Source organism: Pseudomonas sp. P1_F7, assembly GCF_056405655.1.
On record NZ_JBFUBR010000023.1, the window covers coordinates 21,548 to 36,996 of the forward strand.

Annotated in this window: 15 protein-coding genes; 7 read left to right on the top strand and 8 right to left on the bottom strand. The window is 57.5% G+C overall.

What is annotated here, in order from left to right; all coding sequences use genetic code 11:
- Positions 1–14 precede the first annotated feature (14 nt).
- Positions 15–896 carry an EamA family transporter RarD gene (gene rarD, locus AC1D1M_RS27525; protein WP_477778124.1) on the top strand — a complete coding sequence of 294 codons (882 nt, stop codon included), beginning with the start codon at positions 15–17 and terminating at the stop codon, positions 894–896.
- A gap of 127 nt (positions 897–1,023) precedes the next feature.
- On the opposite strand, the gene hppD is transcribed toward rarD, so the two are convergent.
- Both hppD and AC1D1M_RS27535 read right to left on the bottom strand, forming a co-directional pair.
- Complete coding sequence (gene hppD, locus AC1D1M_RS27530) at positions 1,024–2,100, bottom strand: 4-hydroxyphenylpyruvate dioxygenase (protein ID WP_007979060.1); 1,077 nt, start codon at positions 2,098–2,100, stop codon at positions 1,024–1,026.
- A gap of 263 nt (positions 2,101–2,363) precedes the next feature.
- Positions 2,364–3,308, bottom strand: coding sequence for a DMT family transporter (locus AC1D1M_RS27535; protein ID WP_477778125.1), 945 nt, complete (start codon positions 3,306–3,308; stop codon positions 2,364–2,366).
- 78 nt (positions 3,309–3,386) lie between these two features.
- On the opposite strand from AC1D1M_RS27535, the gene AC1D1M_RS27540 reads away from it, so the two are divergent.
- The 3 genes from AC1D1M_RS27540 (at position 3,387) to AC1D1M_RS27550 (ending at position 6,503) form a co-directional block, all read left to right on the top strand.
- A complete protein-coding gene (locus tag AC1D1M_RS27540; RefSeq protein WP_477778126.1) occupies positions 3,387–4,259 on the top strand; it encodes a LysR family transcriptional regulator in 873 nt (290 codons plus the stop codon).
- Between the two features lie 112 nt (positions 4,260–4,371).
- Positions 4,372–5,904, top strand: coding sequence for an EAL domain-containing protein (locus AC1D1M_RS27545; RefSeq protein WP_477778127.1), 1,533 nt, complete (start codon positions 4,372–4,374; stop codon positions 5,902–5,904).
- A gap of 233 nt (positions 5,905–6,137) precedes the next feature.
- Positions 6,138–6,503 (top strand): histone-like nucleoid-structuring protein, MvaT/MvaU family, encoded by a 366-nt coding sequence (locus tag AC1D1M_RS27550; protein WP_008075430.1) that lies wholly within the window; start codon positions 6,138–6,140, stop codon positions 6,501–6,503.
- 164 nt (positions 6,504–6,667) lie between these two features.
- On the opposite strand, the gene AC1D1M_RS27555 is transcribed toward AC1D1M_RS27550, so the two are convergent.
- Positions 6,668–7,186 carry a DUF4946 domain-containing protein gene (locus AC1D1M_RS27555; protein WP_477778128.1) on the bottom strand — a complete coding sequence of 173 codons (519 nt, stop codon included), beginning with the start codon at positions 7,184–7,186 and terminating at the stop codon, positions 6,668–6,670.
- A gap of 144 nt (positions 7,187–7,330) precedes the next feature.
- Between AC1D1M_RS27555 and gloA the strand changes: the two genes are divergently transcribed.
- The gene (gloA, locus tag AC1D1M_RS27560) at positions 7,331–7,852 is read left to right on the top strand and encodes a lactoylglutathione lyase (RefSeq protein ID WP_223448366.1); all 522 of its coding nucleotides are present in this window, start codon (positions 7,331–7,333) and stop codon (positions 7,850–7,852) included.
- Positions 7,853–7,985: 133 nt separating this feature from the next.
- On the opposite strand, the gene ahpF is transcribed toward gloA, so the two are convergent.
- The 3 genes from ahpF to AC1D1M_RS27575 form a co-directional block, all read right to left on the bottom strand.
- Positions 7,986–9,548 carry an alkyl hydroperoxide reductase subunit F gene (gene ahpF / locus AC1D1M_RS27565; RefSeq protein ID WP_477778129.1) on the bottom strand — a complete coding sequence of 521 codons (1,563 nt, stop codon included), beginning with the start codon at positions 9,546–9,548 and terminating at the stop codon, positions 7,986–7,988.
- A 139-nt stretch (positions 9,549–9,687) separates the two neighbouring features.
- Positions 9,688–10,251, bottom strand: a complete 564-nt coding sequence (gene ahpC, locus AC1D1M_RS27570) for an alkyl hydroperoxide reductase subunit C (protein ID WP_129444510.1) — start codon at positions 10,249–10,251, stop codon at positions 9,688–9,690.
- A 138-nt stretch (positions 10,252–10,389) separates the two neighbouring features.
- Positions 10,390–11,328, bottom strand: a complete 939-nt coding sequence (locus tag AC1D1M_RS27575; RefSeq protein WP_477778130.1) for a site-specific integrase — start codon at positions 11,326–11,328, stop codon at positions 10,390–10,392.
- Between the two features lie 178 nt (positions 11,329–11,506).
- Here AC1D1M_RS27575 and AC1D1M_RS27580 point away from each other — a divergent pair, with 178 nt between their 5' ends.
- Positions 11,507–12,517 (top strand): DNA-binding protein, encoded by a 1,011-nt coding sequence (locus tag AC1D1M_RS27580; RefSeq protein WP_477778131.1) that lies wholly within the window; start codon positions 11,507–11,509, stop codon positions 12,515–12,517.
- Here the strand turns inward: AC1D1M_RS27580 and gorA are convergent.
- Together gorA and galU are read right to left on the bottom strand one after the other, a co-directional pair.
- Positions 12,514–13,872, bottom strand: coding sequence for a glutathione-disulfide reductase (gene gorA, locus AC1D1M_RS27585; protein ID WP_477778132.1), 1,359 nt, complete (start codon positions 13,870–13,872; stop codon positions 12,514–12,516). The two genes, AC1D1M_RS27580 and gorA, sit on opposite strands and share 4 nt — an antisense overlap.
- A gap of 130 nt (positions 13,873–14,002) precedes the next feature.
- Positions 14,003–14,842 carry a UTP--glucose-1-phosphate uridylyltransferase GalU gene (gene galU / locus AC1D1M_RS27590; protein WP_007975949.1) on the bottom strand — a complete coding sequence of 280 codons (840 nt, stop codon included), beginning with the start codon at positions 14,840–14,842 and terminating at the stop codon, positions 14,003–14,005.
- A gap of 290 nt (positions 14,843–15,132) precedes the next feature.
- Here galU and AC1D1M_RS27595 point away from each other — a divergent pair, with 290 nt between their 5' ends.
- Positions 15,133–15,321, top strand: a complete 189-nt coding sequence (locus AC1D1M_RS27595) for a hypothetical protein (RefSeq protein WP_223460915.1) — start codon at positions 15,133–15,135, stop codon at positions 15,319–15,321.
- Positions 15,322–15,449: the final 128 nt, after the last annotated feature.

Below are 15,449 nucleotides of genomic sequence, written 5' to 3' on the forward strand. Positions count from 1 at the left end.
CACGCGAGGACAGCTTGTCTAAAGGTATCGCTCTATCGGTTTCAGCCTCGGTGCTGTTTGCCGTCATGTACTACTACACGTCGTTGCTCACTCCCTTGAGCGGCGTGGAAATCTTCGGTTGGCGCATGCTGCTGACCGTCCCGTGCATGACCGGGTTCATGGTGCTGTCCGGGGAATGGAAGCGCGTGCTGGAGATCGTTCGGCGCGCCATTGCCAACCCGAAACTGATTGGCGCGCTGATCGCCTCCTCTGCCCTGCTCGGCGTGCAATTGTGGCTGTTCATGTGGGCACCGCTGAACGGTTACAGCCTGGATGTGTCCCTCGGTTATTTCCTGCTGCCGCTGACCATGGTCTTGACCGGCCGCCTGGCCTACGGCGAACGCCTGTCCTATCTGCAAAAAGTCGCCGTGGTGTTCGCCTGCCTGGGGGTGGTCAACGAGGTGTATCAGGTCGGTGGTTTTTCCTGGGCGACCTTGCTGGTCTGCATTGGCTATCCAACCTACTTCATCCTGCGCAAACGACTGGCGGCGGACAATCTCGGCGGCTTGTGGCTGGACATGGCGTTGACGCTGCCGGTGGCGATCTGGTTCGTTCAGAGCGGCGCACAGGGTTTCGGTGTGTTTGACCAGCATCCATGGTTGTCGCTGTTGATCCCGCTGCTCGGCGTGATCAGTGCGTCGGCGCTGGTGGTCTACATCGTCGCCAGCCGCCTGCTGCCGTTCAGCCTGTTCGGCTTGTTGAGCTACGTCGAACCGGTGTTGCTGCTGGGGGTGGCGTTGCTGCTGGGCGAAAGCATCAAGGCCGGCGAATGGCTGACCTACATCCCGATCTGGATGGCCGTGCTGGTGCTGGTGTTTGAAGGGTTCAAGCATCTGGTCCGGCAACGCAGACCTTAACCTCACACAAAACAAAATGTGGGAGCGAGCTTGCTCGCGATTGCGGTTGTACATTCAACATTAATGTTGACTGACACACCGCCATCGCGAGCAAGCTCGCTCCCACAGTTTTCATCGGTGTAACGGCTTAGTCGGTGGAGAGAACACCACGACGAACCTGGTCACGCTCGATGGATTCGAACAGCGCCTTGAAGTTACCTTCGCCGAAACCATCGTCACCCTTGCGCTGGATGAATTCGAAGAACACCGGCCCCATCAGGGTTTCCGAGAAGATCTGCAGCAGCAGACGCTTGTCGCCCGACTCGGACGAACCGTCCAGCAAAATGCCCCGCGCCTGCAGTTCGCCCACCGGCTCGCCGTGGTTCGGCAGACGGCCTTCGAGCATTTCATAGTAGGTGTCCGGCGGCGCAGTCATGAAACGCATGCCGATGCTTTTCAGGTGGTCCCAGGTCTTGAGCAGGTCATCGGACAGGAAAGCAACGTGCTGGATGCCTTCGCCGTTGAACTGCATCAGGAACTCTTCGATCTGCCCGGCGCCCTTGGACGATTCCTCGTTCAACGGAATGCGGATCATGCCATCCGGCGCGGTCATGGCCTTGGAGGTCAGGCCGGTGTATTCGCCCTTGATGTCGAAGTAGCGGATTTCGCGGAAGTTGAACAGCTTCTCGTAGAAGTTGGCCCAGTAGGCCATGCGACCGCGATACACGTTGTGGGTCAGGTGATCGATGATCTTCAGGCCGGCACCGACCGGGTGACGATCTACGCCTTCGATGAACACGAAGTCGATGTCATAGATCGAGCTGCCTTCGCCGAAACGGTCGATCAGGTACAGCGGCGCACCACCGATGCCTTTGATCGCCGGCAGGTTCAGCTCCATCGGGCCGGTTTCAATGTGGATCGGCTGGGCGCCGAGTTCCAGGGCACGCTTGTAGGCTTTTTGCGAATCCTTGACGCGAAACGCCATGCCGCACACCGACGGACCGTGCTCGGCCGCGAAGTACGAGGCCACGCTGTGGGGTTCATTGTTGAGGATCAGGTTGATCGCGCCCTGGCGATACAGGTGCACGTCCTTGGAGCGGTGGGTCGCCACCTTGGTGAAGCCCATGATCTCGAAGATCGGCTCCAGGGTGTTCGGGGTCGGCGATGCGAGCTCGATGAATTCAAAGCCCATCAGGCCCATTGGGTTTTCGTATAAATCTGCCATGGTCGGCGCCTCATCATGCTTTTAGAAATAACAGCTGAAATTAACAAATGTTAGTTGCTAGCAATGCTGAGACCGGTGGGTGGCGCACAGGAGATGCCCCGCACACTGCGGGCGAGAAAGTCACCGTAGATCAGTTGAAACCCGAATATCTTCATTGTCGACCCAAGGCTCTTGCGGGCGAGGCTTCTGCTGCCAGAAGACGATTATTATTGTATGCGTAAACCGATTCTACACAGCGTAAATCAGTTTGTCCGCCTTCTGTATCAAATCCCCTTTTTCCCTGCTCGTGCAAGGGGTTTATTGCACAGGAAAATCCCCGTCAGAATCAGCCCGCCACCCAGGCACATGGCCAGCGTCAGCGGCTCATCCAGCAGCAGCGCGCCAAGGATCACCGCCGTCAACGGGTTCAAGGCAATGAACACCCCGGAACGGGTCGCGCCGATCTTGCGAATGCCGTCGTAGTAGCCAATGTACGCCAGTGCCGAGCCCAGCACGCCGAGGTACAAAAGGCTCAACCATTGCTGCGCACCCAGGTGAGCGATCGCGGCGACACCCACCTCGCCACGGACGATGCAGGTCATCCAGAGCATGACGGTGCCCAACAGAATCGAATAGGTCACGGTTTGCACCGGTCCCAGGCTGTGGTTCAGCTCTTTGGAGAACAGCGAGTAGACACCCCAGCCGAGGACGCAGCCGAAAATCAGCAGATCGCCGAGCCAGGCGTCGGCACCGCCGGCCAATAATTGCGGGTTGCGACTGACGATTACCATGCTCGCGCCCGCCATGCAGATCGCAATGCCGACGACTTTCACCCGGTTCAAACGCTCCTTGAACAGCAGCCAGGAAGCCAGGCCGATCACGGCCGGGTTCAGTGCCACAATCAAGGATGCCCGTGAAGCGTTGATGTAATGCAGGCCGTAAAAGAAGCACAGGTTGTAGAAAAAAATCCCGAAAAAGCCAAGCAATGACAATTGCAGCCATTGCCGGGCACTGGGTCGGACCAACGGTGTCCGCGCCATGGCTAAAAATACCAGCAGCGCGACGCTGGCCAGTAGAAACCGCAGGCTGGCCGCCAGCAACGGGCTGAGACTGTCAGCCAGATAGCGTCCGGCAACGAAGGTGCCACCCCACACCATGGTGACCGCCGCCAGTTTCAGATACACCGGAAGATCCGAGGGTTTTGACAGGGTTTGCTCGCAGATCGTCATTGGATTCCAGGACCGGATGTCGGGGAGATGACGTATCATTCGGCTAATACCCAGTCATCGTAAAATGAGCAAACACTCATGACCCTCACTCAACTGGAGATTTTCTCCCTCGTGGCCGAACTCCACGGCTTCACTGCTGCGGCCAATCGCCTGGGCATTTCCCAATCGGCGGTGTCCCATGCCTTGAAGTCCCTGGAGCTGGAGTTGGGTGTCGAACTGTTGCGCCGGCATCAATCCCGGGTCGAGTTAAGCGACATTGGCCAGCAGTTGTTGCTGCGGGCCCGGGCGATGCTGGGCCTGGCCAACACCCTGCGCCAGGAAGCGGCCGATGCGCGGGGCATGAAACGCGGCACATTGCGTATCGGCTCTTTCGGCCCGACGTCGTCGATCAAATTGCTTCCGCTGATTCTGCAGCAGTACCGCGCCGCCCATCCCGGCATTGAGGTGCATATCGACGAAGGCCCCGACCGCCAGGTGCTGCAGTGGCTGGAGGAACGACGGATCGACATCGGCTTTGTGGTGTTGCCCGAAGATCGTTTCGACACGGTCGCGCTGATCGAAGACCAGATGGTGGCGCTGCTCCCCACCGGTCATCCGCTGGCTAATTACGACAGCCTGAGCCTGAAAGACCTGTGCGATTTCCCGTTCGTGCTGACCCAGGCCGGCTCTTCGGAGCTGGTTTCACGCCTGTTCACGGCGGCCCGACTGACGCCCAACATCCGTTATCGCTGCTCGCAATTGATGAGCACCTTGGACGTCGTCGCTCGTGGGGACGGGGTGACGGTGGTTGCCGAAGGCTCGTTGCCCAATCAAATTGACAACCGCTGTGTAAAAAAACCGCTGTCGCCGGCGGTGTTGCGCCAGGTCGGCCTGGCGGTGCTCGATCGACGCCAGGCATCTCCGGCGACGCTGGCCTTTATCAAACTGGCCGAAAGCCTTGACTTGCGCTGAGCGGCACAAGCGCCAACGGCCAACTATCATGGCCCATACCCGAACTCTTCATGGGAGGCGTATTGCCCTGCCAGTATTTGAGAGCCTTACTTCTTCGTGACAGGATTCGCGAATGCCACTGAAAGCCAAAACCCGCAGTCGCAGCACGAGAATTGCTGTGACCCTGATCAGTGGATTGCTCCCGGTGCTGCTGGGGGCCGCCATTCTTTACATGCAAGCCGGGCGTGCGCTTAAACAAGGCACCGAACAAGCCGCCGAAGAAGCGATTCGCCAGTTCGACTTGATGCTCGACAACACCGCCCAGGCCGCTCGCGAGCTGCTGCCGCTGGCGGGCCAAATTTGCGGCGATGTCAATCTGGCCCTGCGCGAACAGGTCACTCGCCGCCCATTCGTGCGTTCAACCAATCTGGTGTGGGACGACAACCTCTATTGCAGCTCTTTGTTCGGCGACTATCAGGAGAAGGTCAATCCCGGTGACTACACCCAGGGCGCCTTATGGCTCATGAATGGCAACCCGGTGACACCCAATACCGCCCTGCTGGTGTACCGGCTGAGCGAAGGTAAAAAAGGCGCGCTTACGACTCTCGATGGTTATCACTTGAGCAATGTTCTGCGCTTGATCGGCCGCAAGACCTTGCTGTTGCTGCAAGTTGGCCCGAACTGGATGTCCGCCGATGGCAAGGTTCACACCGACGCTGCACCTGAGCTGCCGGTTGCGCAAAGTCGATTGACCTCCCAGCACTATGCTTTTGCCGTGGAAGCCGGCTTTCCCAAAGGCGAAACCTGGCGATACATGAGCAGCGAATATCCACCATTGTTCAGCCTGCTGATTTTCTTCGGCGTGATTGCCGGGTCAATTGGTCACTTCCTGCAAAAGCGCTCATCGGCACCCACCCAGGAAATGCAACGGGCACTGGAAGCCGCAGAGTTCATTCCGTATTTCCAGCCCGTGGTACATGGCGACAACAAAAACTGGTCCGGCGCTGAAGTGCTGATGCGCTGGAAACATCCGAAGGAAGGCCTGGTGCGTCCGGATCTGTTCATCCCGTTTGCCGAGCATTCCGGGCTGATCGTACCGATGACCCGCTCGCTCATGCGACAGACCGCCGCCCTGCTCGCGCCGCAATCCGCCAGATTCAACAAGCCGTTTCACATCGGCATCAACATCACCGCCAGCCATTGCCAGGACCTGGAACTGGTCAAGGATTGCCGAGAGTTTCTCGACGCGTTCGAGCCGGGCTCGATTCATCTGGTACTGGAGCTGACCGAACGTGAACTGATCGAGCCCACGGCCATCACCCTGCAACTGTTCGAGCAACTTCGCGAACTGGGCGTGAAAATCGCCATCGACGATTTTGGTACCGGTCACTCGAGCCTGGGCTACCTGCGCCAGTTCAATGTGGACTTCCTGAAAATCGACCAGAGTTTTGTCGCCATGATCGGCATCGACACACTCTCGAGCCACATCCTCGACAGCATCATCGAGCTGGCCGTCAAACTCGACCTTGCCCTGGTGGCCGAAGGTGTCGAAACCCGGGAGCAGAGTGATTACCTGAGCGTTCACCAGGTCAACTTCCTGCAAGGTTATCTGTTTGGCAAACCCATGCCTGGCGCCGAGTTCATTAGTGCGTTAAGCGACCGTTAACTCGCGAATTTAATCGACAAAACAACGATTACCCGCACCAAATTGAATCAAAACACTACTGCCGTTACATGAAAAAAAAGACAGGATTTACTCTTGGCCAATTAACTACTACAATTTTTCATGCCTGCGCTAAATTGGCAGGTGAGCCACTATCACCGAGTCGCTTCAAGGCTCTTGGCTTATAGCTTTGTTTGCGGTTGGTATCAGCCAAACACACTATTGGAGTAAAGATATTGTCCAGACTCGCTGAATTTCGTGCAGCCGAAAAGGCCCTTCAAGAACAGCTCAAGCAGTTGGAATCCCTGAAGAACGATGCCGGGCTCAAGAAAGAAATCGAATTCGAAGAGAAGCTCCAGGGGTTGATGAAAACCTATGGCAAGAGCCTGCGCGACATCATCGCGATTCTCGATCCCAACCCGGCAAAATCCGGTCTGCAGCAGGCAGCAGCACCTAAAACCCGCCGCGCCCGTGTGGTCAAGGTTTATCAGAACCCGCACACCGGCGAGCTGATTGAAACCAAGGGCGGCAACCACCGCGGCCTGAAAGCCTGGAAAGAACAGTACGGTGCAGCCACCGTTGATTCCTGGCTGCGCGGCTAACTCTCGCGGTGACAAAAAAAGCCCTGCTAATGCAGGGCTTTTTCATGGGTTATCTAAATGCCCGGGGCGGACATCAGGCAACTACTGAACTGCCAACAACTTTGTGCTTAATCCATTTGGATATCTAAAATTTTCTTCATGCATCGAAAAAGCACTGTCGCTTACTAAAGTTTCAAGCTGTTACGGGCAGCGTCTATTTCATCCTGGCTCGCCTTATAAGCCTCGGCCTGCCCTGCGTAGGAAAGAACGTAGGCCTTATCGGCATCCACCGCGGCCACCAATGTTTGAGAAAGCACATGCCTGCCGTTTTGCGTGACGGTGCAGGTTGTTTCCAGCGCAGCCAATCGACTCAACGTAGTCGAATGAATTCGCGTGCAGACACTTTGGTACCCGCCCTGAAAGAAATCCTTTTGCACTGACTTGCGCATCTCCAGCAATACCCCTTCGAGGTTTACCTGGTGATCGCTTTGCACTGGGCTCATGGTGAGTTCCATCACCATGAGCGGCGATCCATTGCGGTCATTTTTCACCGCCCGCTGACGGCTCACCCCCGACGCAGAGTCAGGTACGGCTTCGATCTGCCAGCCTTCCGGCCAGGTCACTACTGGCCCATCGGCACGAGCAGCGCCAGCCATCGAAAGCGTACTTAACAGGATGAACAGCACTTTACGGAATCGAATCATTGCAATGGGCACTCATGGATCAAGCCGTAAAGTCTGGGCCCAGGCCGGCCGTCAGGCAATAGCCGACGGTTTGGGTTTGGTGATGTCCGAACCCTTGCGTATCATTGTCGCCATTCGTTAGCCCACATATTTCCCGGAGGGCCCATGAGCCTGCACGAATTGAACACCTTCCCCGGCGTCACCGCCCAACCGGACGCTGCTACGCAGAAATTTGTCTTCAACCACACCATGCTGCGGGTCAAGGACATCACCAAGTCCCTGGACTTCTACACACGCATTCTGGGTTTTACGCTGGTGGAAAAACGCGACTTCCCGGAAGCCGAGTTCAGCCTGTATTTCCTGGCGCTGGTCGATAAAAACCAGATCCCGGCCGATGCCGCCGCGCGCACCGAATGGATGAAATCGATCCCCGGCATTCTCGAGCTGACCCACAACCACGGCACCGAGAACGATGCGGATTTCGCCTACCACAATGGCAACACCGACCCCCGCGGTTTCGGCCACATCTGCATCTCGGTACCGGACATCGTCGCCGCCTGCGAGCGCTTTGAAGCACTGGGCTGCGATTTCCAGAAACGCTTGAACGATGGCCGCATGAAGAGCCTGGCATTCATCAAAGACCCGGACGCTTACTGGGTCGAGATCATCCAGCCAGCACCACTGTAAAGCAGAATCAAAAGATCGCAGCCTGCGGCAGCTCCTACGGAGATCGGTGTAGGAGCTGCCGCAGGCTGCGATCTTTTGATCCATAAAAAACCCCATGATCAATCATGGGGTTTTTTATTTTCAGTGCCGGTGCTTATGCCGGTGCAGAAGTCCGGATCAAGTGATCGAAGGCGCTCAGTGAAGCCTTGGCGCCCTCGCCCACCGCGATCACGATCTGCTTGTACGGCACGGTGGTCACGTCGCCGGCGGCGAACACACCCGGTACCGACGTTTCACCCCGAGCGTCGACGATGATCTCGCCACGGGGCGACAACTCGATGGTGCCTTTGAGCCAATCGGTGTTGGGCAGCAGACCGATCTGCACAAAGATCCCTTCCAGCTCCACACTGCGCAACTCGTCGCTCTGACGATCCTTGTAGCGCAGGCCGTTGACCTTCTGACCGTCGCCGGTGACTTCAGTGGTTTGTGCACTGGTGATCACGGTGACGTTCGGCAGGCTGTGCAACTTGCGCTGCAATACCGCATCGGCGCGCAACTGCACATCGAACTCCAACAGAGTGACGTGGGACACAATACCGGCCAGGTCGATGGCTGCTTCGACGCCGGAGTTACCGCCGCCAATCACCGCCACGCGCTTGCCCTTGAACAGCGGGCCGTCGCAGTGCGGGCAGTACGCCACGCCTTTGTTGCGGTATTCCTGCTCGCCCGGCACGTTAATCTCTCTCCAGCGCGCTCCGGTCGCCAGAATCACGGTTTTGGCTTTGAGCGATGCACCGCTGGCGAAATGAATCTGGTGCAGCTCGCCATTTTTGCCCGGTACCAATTTATCGGCACGTTGCAAATTCATGATATCCACGTCGTACTGTTTGACGTGTTCTTCCAGGGCCACGGCCAGTTTCGGCCCTTCGGTTTCCTGCACCGAGATGAAGTTCTCGATGGCCATGGTGTCCAGCACCTGCCCACCAAAACGTTCGGCCGCGACGCCGGTGCGAATGCCTTTACGGGCCGCGTAGATTGCCGCCGAAGCACCGGCCGGGCCACCACCGACCACCAGCACGTCAAAGGCTTCCTTGGCGCTGATTTTTTCGGCCTGGCGTTCGATGCCGCTGGTGTCGATCTTGGCGAGGATCTCTTCCAGGCCCATGCGGCCCTGGCCGAAGTTCACACCGTTGAGGTAGATGCTTGGGACCGCCATGATCTGGCGCTCATCAACCTCAGCCTGGAACAGTGCCCCGTCGATGGCAACGTGGCGAATGTTCGGGTTCAGTACCGCCATCAGGTTCAGCGCCTGGACCACGTCCGGACAGTTCTGACACGACAGCGAGAAGTAAGTCTCGAAGTTGAACTCGCCTTTGAGCGAGCGGATCTGTTCGATCACTTCAACACTGGCTTTGGATGGGTGACCACCGACTTGCAGCAAAGCCAGCACCAGCGAAGTGAATTCATGGCCCATCGGGATGCCGGCGAAACGCAGGCTGATATCGGCTCCCGGGCGATTGATCGAGAACGACGGTTTGCGTGCATCATCACCGTCGTCGAGCAACGTAATCTGGGTGGAAAGACTGGCAACGTCTTTCAGCAGTTCGAGCATTTCCTGGGATTTCGCACCGTCGTCGAGGGATGCAACGATCTCGATCGGCTGAGTGACCCGTTCCAGGTACGATTTCAACTGGGCTTTAAGATTGGCGTCCAACATACGGGCGATTTCCTTTTTACTGATTCATTTAGAGCAGGCATAAAAAAACGCCCGAGCGAATCTCGCCCGGGCGTTTTTATTGGGCGGTGCAGCTTACCGAGTAGGTGCGGAGTTCCGCCCTGATGGTGCGATCACAGACTTAGATCTTGCCGACCAGGTCCAGGGACGGCGCCAGAGTGGCCTCGCCTTCTTTCCACTTGGCTGGGCAAACCTGGCCTGGGTGAGCAGCAACGTACTGAGCGGCCTTGATCTTGCGCAGCAGCTCGGAAGCGTCACGGCCTACACCGCCGTCGTTCAGTTCAACGATCTTGATCTGGCCTTCAGGGTTGATCACGAAGGTGCCACGGTCAGCCAGGCCTGCTTCTTCGATCAGCACGTCGAAGTTGCGGGAGATGGCGTGGGTCGGGTCGCCGATCATGGTGTACTGGATCTTGCTGATGGCTGGCGAAGTGTTGTGCCAGGCAGCGTGAGCAAAGTGGGTATCGGTGGAAACGCTGTAGATCTCGACGCCCAGTTTCTGGAATGCGTCGTAGTTGTCAGCCAAGTCTTCCAGTTCGGTCGGGCAGACGAAGGTGAAGTCGGCCGGGTAGAAGAACACCACAGACCACTTGCCTTTCAGGTCAGCGTCCGAGACTTTTACGAAGTCGCCATTTTTGAATGCGTCAGCTTTGAACGGTTTAACTTGGCTGTTGATGATAGGCATCGTTGACTCTCCGTCAGGGGTTAAGAAGTTGATGGAGAGAACTTTACCCACTCGACGAACGGAAGGCTCATTGGCAAACCTGATGCTGCTGATTGGCTTTCGCTATTAGCCAGCTGTATTAATAGAAGAAAACGGTATCTAGGGTGACACGGGCTTTTCCGTGATGCGCGCCATCCCGAGGAACGGACTGGCTTCGATGTAACGCATGGCCGACTTCATGTCCTTCCAGCCCACATAGCTCATCAGCGACTTCAAATCCCAGCCACTTTGATGCGCCCAGGTGGCAAAACCGCGACGCAAGGAGTGACTGGTGTAAAGCTCGCCGGCGATACCTGCGCGCTCCAATGCCTGACGCAACAACGGAATCACGCTGTTGGCGTGCAGCCCCTCCTCGCCAAAATGCCCCCAGCGGTCGATGCCCCGGAACACCGGCCCGCGCACCAGGGCCGCCTCGGTAATCCAGTCGATGTAAGCCTGCACCGGACACAAACGCTGCAAGGCCGGCGTCTGATAGGTCTTGCCGAGATTATCGCGATCACTCTTGCTGCGCGGCAGATAGAGGCTGATACCGGAACCGGCGATGGCCTGCACGTGTTCAACCCGAAGCCGGCACAACTCATCACTACGAAAGCCGCGCCAGAATCCCAGCAGGATCAACGCCATGTCGCGCCTGGCCCGCAGCAAACCCGCTCGGTCGCCTTCGGCCCTGGCGGTCTGCACCTTTTGCTCCAGACAATCGACCACCTGTTCCAGATGCCGAAGCTGCAAGGGCTCGGCTTGTTTTTCCTGGGCCGGGTGCAGCGCACGGATGCCTTTGAACACCTTGCGCACCACCGGCGCCTTGGTGGGATCGGCAAAACCCTGGCTGTTGTGCCACTGCGCCAATGCCGACAAACGCAGTTTCAGCGTATTGATCGACAACACCCCGGCATGGGCCACCAGATAACGCGCCACGCTGTCGCTGGTGGCCGGCAGAAAACCGCCCCATGCCACCTCAAAGTGTTCGATGGCCGCGCGATAGCTGCGACGGGTGTTGTCGCGCGTCGCAGCTTGCAGGTAACGATCGAGCTCGGTCATGGGGTCAACTCTTGAATTCATACCGCTTTGACGGGTCAAAAGCCGGTACTGGGTGTATCACACGGGGTAATACCAGTATATCCCGTGTTAATAGCATTCAGTATTTAACTTTATGGATTGAATGGTACAATGTGTATTTACGTGGTACGTACCACACCATCAAAACCCGGGAGAACTCATGGCACGCGGCGGTGTAAATAAAGCGGTGGTTCAAGCCGCTCGGTTGGCGATCCTCGCCCGCGGCGAAAACCCCAGCATCGATGCCGTACGCATCGAGATGGGCAATACCGGCTCGAAAACCACGATTCATCGCTACCTCAAGGAGCTGGATAACAGGAACGAACCGGTCGAAGTGCCGGCGGAACCGATTGACGACGAACTGATGGCGCTGGTGGCGCGGCTCGCACAAAGACTCAAGGAGCAGGCGCAAGAACCCATCGACCAGGCGCGCGCGCAGTACGAAGAACAACGCAAGGCGCTGGATAACCAGCTCGGCAAAGCGCAAGAGGCCAACAGCGAACTGCACCAGCAATACGAGTTTCAAAGCCTGGCGCTGACTCAGGAGTCCGAGGCCCTGCAAGAAACCCGCGCCTTGCTGCAAACGGAGCAAACCCGCAACGCCGGGTTGAACCAGGCGCTGGCCGATTTCGAATTGCGCTTGAAAGACAAGGACGAGCAGATCCGCTCCCTTGAAGAAAAACACCTGCACACTCGCGACGCGCTGGAGCACTACCGCAATGCAGTCAAGGAACAGCGCGAACAGGAAATGAGTCGCCATGAAGGCCAGGTGCAACAGCTGCAGATGGAACTGCGCCAGGCACAACAAAGCGCGCTGGTACGTCAGGATGAAATCACCCAATTGCACCGCGACAATGAACGCCTGTTGACTGAAAACCGCGGCACGCTGCGCGAGCTGAGCCTGCTGCAAGAACAGCTCAAGCAAAGCAATACCCGCCAGGATCAATTGCTGGAACAGACCACTCGCGTCGACGGCGAGCGCACCCTCCTCCAGGAACGCCTGCGCGTCGCCCTGCTGGAAAGCCAGGCACTCAAACAGAACGTCGATGAGCAGTCGCAGCTCAACAGGTCATTGGAAATGGATTTGGCCAAGACCCGGACGGATCTTGAAGAGCGCGTACGTCTGGCCGCGACCCTTGCGGCAGCGGCAGACGCAGCGAAGGACAATTAACCGGCGACCGGCGTACGCATGGTGACGAATTCTTCGGCGGCCGTCGGGTGCACGCCGATGGTTTCGTCGAAGTCGCGCTTGGTGGCGCCGGCCTTCAAGGCAATCGCCAGGCCCTGGACGATTTCACCGGCTTCCGGACCGACCATGTGGCAACCCAACACCTTGTCGGTCCCGGCGTCCACCACCAGCTTCATCAGCGTGCGCTCCTGACATTCCGTCAGGGTCAGCTTCATCGGCCGGAAACGGCTTTCGAAGATCTGCACATCGTGGCCAGCCTCCCGAGCCTCTTCTTCGGTCAGACCGACAGTGCCGATGTTCGGCAGGCTGAACACCGCTGTCGGGATCATTTTGTAATCCACCGGACGATACTGCTCTGGCTTGAACAGGCGTCGCGCCACCGCCATGCCTTCTGCCAGCGCAACCGGAGTCAGCTGAACACGGCCGATCACATCACCCAGCGCCAGGATCGACGGCTCAGCGGTTTGATACAGTTCGTCGACCTCGACAAAGCCTTTCTTGTCGAGTTTGACCCCAGTGTTTTCCAGCCCGAGATTGTCCAGCATAGGACGACGACCCGTGGCGTAGAACACGCAATCGGCTTCCAGCTGGCGACCATCCTTGAGTGTGACCTTCAGGCTGCCATCGGCCTGTTTGTCGATGCGCTCGATGTCCGCGTTGAATTGCAGGTCCATGCCGCGCTTGGTCAACTCTTCCTGCAAATGCTTGCGCACGGAACCATCGAAGCCGCGCAGGAACAATTCGCCGCGGTACAGCAGCGTGGTCTGCGCGCCCAGGCCGTGGAAAATCCCGGCAAACTCGACCGCGATGTAACCACCGCCCACCACCAATACACGCTTGGGCAGCTCTTTGAGGAAGAACGCCTGATTGGAACTGATGGCATGCTCGTACCCCGGGATTTCCGGAATCTGCGGCCAGCCGCCGGTAGCGATCAGGATGTTTTTGGCGGTAAAGCGCTCGCCATTGATCTCGACCTGATGTGGATCGACGATCTTCGCGTGGCCTTCATGCAAGGTCACGCCGCTGTTGACCAGCAAGTTGCGATAAATGCCATTGAGGCGATTGATCTCGCGGTCCTTGTTGGCGATCAATGTCGGCCAGTCGAACTGCGCCTCATCCTGGCTCCAGCCAAAACCGGACGCCTGCTCGAAGTCTTCGGCGAAATGCGCACCGTAGACCAGCAATTTTTTCGGTACACAGCCGACGTTCACACAGGTGCCGCCCAGATAACGGCTCTCGGCCACGGCCACTTTTGCGCCGAACCCGGCAGCAAAGCGTGCAGCCCGTACACCGCCGGAACCGGCACCAATCACATAAAGGTCAAAATCGTAGGCCATCTTCAATCTCCTTGGCAGGTGACCAGCATACCTGCAGACATTTGTTGGGCAAGCGCTGCAGTCCATATGGGGCCTGAAAATAAAAAAGCCACCCGAAGGTGGCTTTTCAATACAGTCAGGTCGAAAGCGATCAGTACGCCTTGCCCGTCTTGTAGAAGTTCTCGAAGCAGAAGTTGGTCGCGTCGATGTAGCCTTCGGCGCCACCGCAGTCGAAACGCTTGCCCTTGAACTTGTAGGCGATCACGCAACCATCCTGCGCCTGTTTCATCAGGGCGTCAGTGATCTGGATCTCGCCACCTTTGCCTGGCTCGGTTTGTTCGATCAGGCTGAAGATGTCCGGCGTCATGATGTAACGACCGATGATCGCCAGGTTCGACGGGGCATCTTCCGGCTTTGGCTTCTCGACCATGTTGCGCACGCGGTACAGGTCGTCACCAATCAGGTCGCCGGCAATCACACCGTACTTGCTGGTTTCTTGCGGGTCGACTTCCATGATCGCGACGATGGTGCAGCGATACTGCTTGTACAGTTTGACCATCTGCTTCAGTACGCCGTCACCTTCCAGGTTGACGCACAGGTCGTCCGCCAGTACCACGGCGAACGGCTCGTCGCCGATCAGCGGACGACCGGTCAGGATCGCATGACCCAAACCTTTCATTTCGGTCTGGCGAGTGTAGGAGAACGAGCACTCATCCAACAGGCGGCGGATACCGACCAGGTACTTTTCCTTGTCGGTGCCCTTGATCTGGTTTTCCAGCTCGTAGCTGATGTCAAAGTGGTCTTCCAGGGCGCGCTTGCCGCGACCGGTGACGATGGAGATTTCGTTCAAGCCAGCGTCCAGTGCTTCTTCAACGCCGTACTGGATCAGTGGCTTGTTCACCACCGGCAGCATTTCTTTGGGCATGGCTTTAGTCGCTGGCAGGAAGCGAGTACCGTAACCGGCTGCTGGGAACAAGCATTTCTTGATCATATAAGTCCTTGTAAGGGCTGTGCGTGTACGAGTTTCGGCGCAGTCTAATCAGGCGGCGTGCACCTTACAATGCCCCCGCGCTGGCTAACCGATGCCAACATAGAGAAATAAACTTGCCGATAGTTCCCTGCGGGAGTGCGCAGGTCACTGCGCAAGCCCTTATGCATAGCAGAGACTGGCGCAATTGCACGGTTTAACCGCCCGGAACGAATCACCATACGCCCATCGACACCCGTTGAGTGCGTTTGGCGGTATCATGCCGCGATTGAACCAGACAACGAGGCAAATAGATGTCGGCAGTAAAAAGCGTCAACGGATTCCTGATCAATCAGGAGAAAGACGGTCAATGGTGGGTGGCCAGTGTCGCCGGTGAAAATATCGCCGGACCTTTCCCTTCCGAAGCCTTGGCAATCGAAGTGGCCTCGGTGCTGGAGCTTGAGCACCCGGAACCCAAGCGACGCAGCAAGGACAAGAACTGATCGACGTCCAATGCGAAAAGCCCTGCCATTGCGCAGGGCTTTTTTTATGAATGCATGCAATAACGTGGCGTTTGGCTATAACCTTTTGCCTGTGACGCTGTCTCAGCCTTAGCTCACCTCCCTGATGA

What these genes read in the sequence shown, in the direction of transcription:
- AC1D1M_RS27575 (WP_477778130.1), bottom strand. Translation starts at nt 11,328, where the DNA reads ATGACCGAGCTCGATCGTTACCTGCAAGCTGCGACGCGCGACAACACC.
- AC1D1M_RS27535 (WP_477778125.1), bottom strand. Translation starts at nt 3,308, where the DNA reads ATGACGATCTGCGAGCAAACCCTGTCAAAACCCTCGGATCTTCCGGTG.
- AC1D1M_RS27595 (WP_223460915.1), top strand. Translation starts at nt 15,133, where the DNA reads ATGTCGGCAGTAAAAAGCGTCAACGGATTCCTGATCAATCAGGAGAAA.
- AC1D1M_RS27555 (WP_477778128.1), bottom strand. Translation starts at nt 7,186, where the DNA reads ATGATTCGATTCCGTAAAGTGCTGTTCATCCTGTTAAGTACGCTTTCG.
- ahpC (WP_129444510.1), bottom strand. Translation starts at nt 10,251, where the DNA reads ATGCCTATCATCAACAGCCAAGTTAAACCGTTCAAAGCTGACGCATTC.
- ahpF (WP_477778129.1), bottom strand. Translation starts at nt 9,548, where the DNA reads ATGTTGGACGCCAATCTTAAAGCCCAGTTGAAATCGTACCTGGAACGG.
- hppD (WP_007979060.1), bottom strand. Translation starts at nt 2,100, where the DNA reads ATGGCAGATTTATACGAAAACCCAATGGGCCTGATGGGCTTTGAATTC.
- AC1D1M_RS27540 (WP_477778126.1), top strand. Translation starts at nt 3,387, where the DNA reads ATGACCCTCACTCAACTGGAGATTTTCTCCCTCGTGGCCGAACTCCAC.
- AC1D1M_RS27545 (WP_477778127.1), top strand. Translation starts at nt 4,372, where the DNA reads ATGCCACTGAAAGCCAAAACCCGCAGTCGCAGCACGAGAATTGCTGTG.
- AC1D1M_RS27580 (WP_477778131.1), top strand. Translation starts at nt 11,507, where the DNA reads ATGGCACGCGGCGGTGTAAATAAAGCGGTGGTTCAAGCCGCTCGGTTG.
- galU (WP_007975949.1), bottom strand. Translation starts at nt 14,842, where the DNA reads ATGATCAAGAAATGCTTGTTCCCAGCAGCCGGTTACGGTACTCGCTTC.
- gorA (WP_477778132.1), bottom strand. Translation starts at nt 13,872, where the DNA reads ATGGCCTACGATTTTGACCTTTATGTGATTGGTGCCGGTTCCGGCGGT.
- gloA (WP_223448366.1), top strand. Translation starts at nt 7,331, where the DNA reads ATGAGCCTGCACGAATTGAACACCTTCCCCGGCGTCACCGCCCAACCG.